The organism is Aeromicrobium sp. PFPM2_SD2 (genome assembly GCF_057364525.1).
In genome coordinates this window covers 1-2,852 of record NZ_JBNFNZ010000326.1, presented here as the reverse complement: position 1 = coordinate 2,852, position 2,852 = coordinate 1, and the positions used below count along the sequence as shown (strand labels likewise).

The following is a 2,852-nucleotide window of genomic DNA, read 5'->3' as shown; positions in this document are numbered from 1 at the left end:
GAGGCGGCGGGCGGCGCCGGCGGCGGAGGTGCTCATCGGGCCACCCGGCTCCACCGGCGCCGGACGCGCGACGGGCTTGGCCCGGCGGTTCTCCTCGATCTCCTCGTCGGAGGCCTGCTCGGCCCCGCGGGTCACCAGGGTGAACCGCGGCTTCATCTCGTCGGGCACCTGGGGCAGGTCGCGGGGGGCGCGCGAGGCGGTCACCGCGCTGAAGGCACGCTTCACGATCCGGTCCTCCAAGGACTGGTAGGCCATGGCCACGACCCGCCCCCCGACGGACGTGGCCTCGAGGGCGGCGGGCAGGGCACGGGTCAGCACGGCGAGCTCGGCGTTGACCTCGATGCGCAGCGCCTGGAACGTGCGCTTCGAGGGGTTGCCACCGGTGCGCCGCGCGGGCGCGGGGATGGCGTCGCGGACGAGCTCGACGAGCCGGGCGCTGGTGGTGAACGGCTCCTCGGCGCGCGCCGCGACCACGGCGTCGGCGATCCGGCGGGCGAACTTCTCCTCGCCGAAGTCGCGCAGCACACGGGTCAGCTCGCGCGCGTCGTAGGTGTTGAGGACGTCGGCCGCGGTGAGCGGGTCCTCGGGGTTCATGCGCATGTCGAGCGGCGCGTCCTGGCTGTACGCGAAGCCGCGCTCGGCCAGGTCGAGCTGCATCGAGGAGACGCCGAGGTCGAACAGCACGCCGGAGACCTCGGGGATGCCGGCGTCGGCCAGCACCGTCCCGATCTCGTCGTAGACGGCGTGCGCGAGGTGGACGCGGTCGCCGAACGGGGCGAGGCGCTCCCCCGCCCGGGCCAGCGCCTCGGGGTCGCGGTCGATCCCGACCAGGCGGACCTCGGGGAAACGGGTGAGCATCGCCTCGGCGTGCCCGCCGAGGCCGAGCGTGGCGTCGACGACCACGGCGTCCGGACGGGTCAGCGCCGGCTCGAGCAGCTCCAGGATGCGGCCGAGCATGACCGGCACGTGCTGCGTCATGCGACCGCTCCCAGGGCGAGGGCGAGCAGGCCGGCGAGGGCGGCGCTGGTGCCCAGCGAGAACTCCATGACGGCGGCCGTGTCGGCCAGCCGCTCGCGCACGCGGCGCGGTGTCGTCGTGTCCATCGCTCCCCTCCTTGGGCTCGTACGGGCCCGGCGCCCTGCTCGTGGGTCCGGATCCTCGGCCGGGTGGATCTGGCGTCGGGGAAGTGACGTCAGAGACAACCGGTCGAGGACCGGGACGCGCGATCAGAAGTCGCCGGGCATCACCTCGTCGGACATGTCGGCGAAGGCCGCCGACTCGTTCTCCTGGAACTCGTTCCAGCGCGCGGCGTCCCAGATCTCGATGCGGTCCATCGCACCGATCACGACGCAGTCCTTGTCGAGCGACGCCCACTCGCGCAGCACGGCCGGCACGGCGATGCGGCCCTGCTTGTCCGGCACCTCCTGCGACGCGCCGGAGAAGAGCATGCGGGCGAAGTTGCGGCTGCGCTTGTCCGTGATGGGCGCGCGCCGCAGCTCGTCGGTGAACGTGTTGAAGCTCTCCGGCGTCCAGCCGTAGACGCAGTTCTCCTGGCCGCGGGTCAGCACGACGCCCCCGTCGAGCCGCGGACGGAACTTCGCCGGGAGGAAGAGGCGGCCCTTGTCGTCGAGGCGCGGCGTGTACGTGCCGAAGAAGTTGACCAGCTCAACAGGGCTCACCTCGCTTCCTCCTACGCTCCCAAGTTCACCACTTTCCCCCACCTTACTCCACAATCCCCCACCGTCAACGCAGAACGCCCCACGTCGCGGCGTTTTCTGCCGTCGCGTCGTGGGGCGTTCGAGGGGCGCAGTCGCCCGTCAGGACAACGAAAAAACCGCCCCCAGTGGGGGCGGTGGTGGGAGGTGGGGCGTGGTGGAGCGGTCAGCGCCGCTCCACCCGGTCAGTAGTCGTCGCCGTCGCGTCGACGGTTCCAGCGCTGCTCCATGCGGTCAGTGAACGACCCGGAGGACTTGGGCTTGCGTCCCTTGCCGCGCGGGCCGCCCGACGCGGGCGCCGAGGGCGAGGCGGCGACGGTGAGGCCGCGCCGGTAGCTGGTGACGAACAGGTAGGCCGAGCCGAGCATGAGCACGAACCCGATGACGCCCAGGACGGTCTGGGGCACCATGACGCCGGCCAGCAGCAGGCCGATGCCTGCCAGGAAGCCCAGCGCGGACAGGACGGCGACGCGGCGGGTGCGCGCCACCAGGCGCGAGCCGCGAAGGGTGGAGGCGAACTCGGGGTCCTCCGCAGCCAGGGACTGCTCGAGCTGCTGGAGAAGTCGGGCTTCCTCGTCAGAAAGCGGCACTGGAGCCTCCGAAGGTGTGGGCGTCTGGCTTCGATTCTAGGCACCCGACCAGGTGCAGGCCAGCGGAGAGTGCTGTGAACTCTCCGAGAAGTGCGGCCTGCCGCTCCAGCGCGTACAGGGCGTCCCGTCCACCGGGCTCGACGTCCACGAGGCTGGACGGCACGAGGTCGGCGAACGCGCGCGTCCCGGCCGTGTGCTCGACCCGCAGGCCGGCCCGCTCCAGCAGCGTCACGGCCTCGTCGAGCACGAAGCGGCGGGCGCCGTCGGTGCGCCGGTCCCAGGCGTCCACGCCCGTGCTCAGCAGGTGCGAGGCACCGTCGAAGTCGCCGGCGACGCCCGGCGCACGGCGGCGCCGAGCCGGTTGGCGACCAGCAGCTGAGCCGTCCACCGGGGCGCAGGACGGCGGTCGTCGCGGCGATCGTGGCGGCGGGGTCGTCGACGAGCTCCAGCACGCCGTGGCACAGCACCAGGTCGACCGGCTCGTCCACGTGGGCGGCCAGGTCGGACGCGTCGCCGAGCGAGCCGGTCAGCCGGTCGGCGACGCCGG

The 2,852-nt window shown here is 72.9% G+C and carries 5 protein-coding genes and 1 pseudogene; all 6 read right to left on the bottom strand.

What is annotated here, in order from left to right; translation table 11 throughout:
- On the bottom strand, window positions 1-978 hold a 978-nt coding region (rsmH, locus tag AC2W7G_RS12990), incomplete at its 3' end, for a 16S rRNA (cytosine(1402)-N(4))-methyltransferase RsmH (protein WP_485868811.1).
- Window positions 975-1,103 (bottom strand): hypothetical protein, encoded by a 129-nt coding sequence (locus AC2W7G_RS12985; RefSeq protein ID WP_485868810.1) that lies wholly within the window; start codon window positions 1,101-1,103, stop codon window positions 975-977. The genes AC2W7G_RS12985 and rsmH, both read right to left, overlap by 4 nt.
- Before the next feature lie 123 nt (window positions 1,104-1,226).
- Complete coding sequence (gene mraZ, locus AC2W7G_RS12980) at window positions 1,227-1,679, bottom strand: division/cell wall cluster transcriptional repressor MraZ (RefSeq protein WP_019146370.1); 453 nt, start codon at window positions 1,677-1,679, stop codon at window positions 1,227-1,229.
- Window positions 1,680-1,900: 221 nt separating this feature from the next.
- Window positions 1,901-2,305 (bottom strand): DUF3040 domain-containing protein, encoded by a 405-nt coding sequence (locus AC2W7G_RS12975; RefSeq protein ID WP_485868809.1) that lies wholly within the window; start codon window positions 2,303-2,305, stop codon window positions 1,901-1,903.
- The gene (locus AC2W7G_RS12970; RefSeq protein ID WP_485868808.1) at window positions 2,292-2,594 is read right to left on the bottom strand and encodes a hypothetical protein; all 303 of its coding nucleotides are present in this window, start codon (window positions 2,592-2,594) and stop codon (window positions 2,292-2,294) included. The genes AC2W7G_RS12975 and AC2W7G_RS12970 overlap by 14 nt, the downstream gene beginning before the upstream one ends.
- 97 nt (window positions 2,595-2,691) lie before the next feature.
- Window positions 2,692-2,835: pseudogene (locus AC2W7G_RS12965) on the bottom strand (methyltransferase domain-containing protein); the annotation flags it as partial.
- Between the last annotated feature and the right edge of the window lie 17 nt (window positions 2,836-2,852).

Excerpts from the sequence above, each read along its gene's own strand:
- AC2W7G_RS12985 (WP_485868810.1), bottom strand. The coding sequence starts at position 1,103 with ATGGACACGACGACACCGCGCCGCGTGCGCGAGCGGCTGGCCGACACG.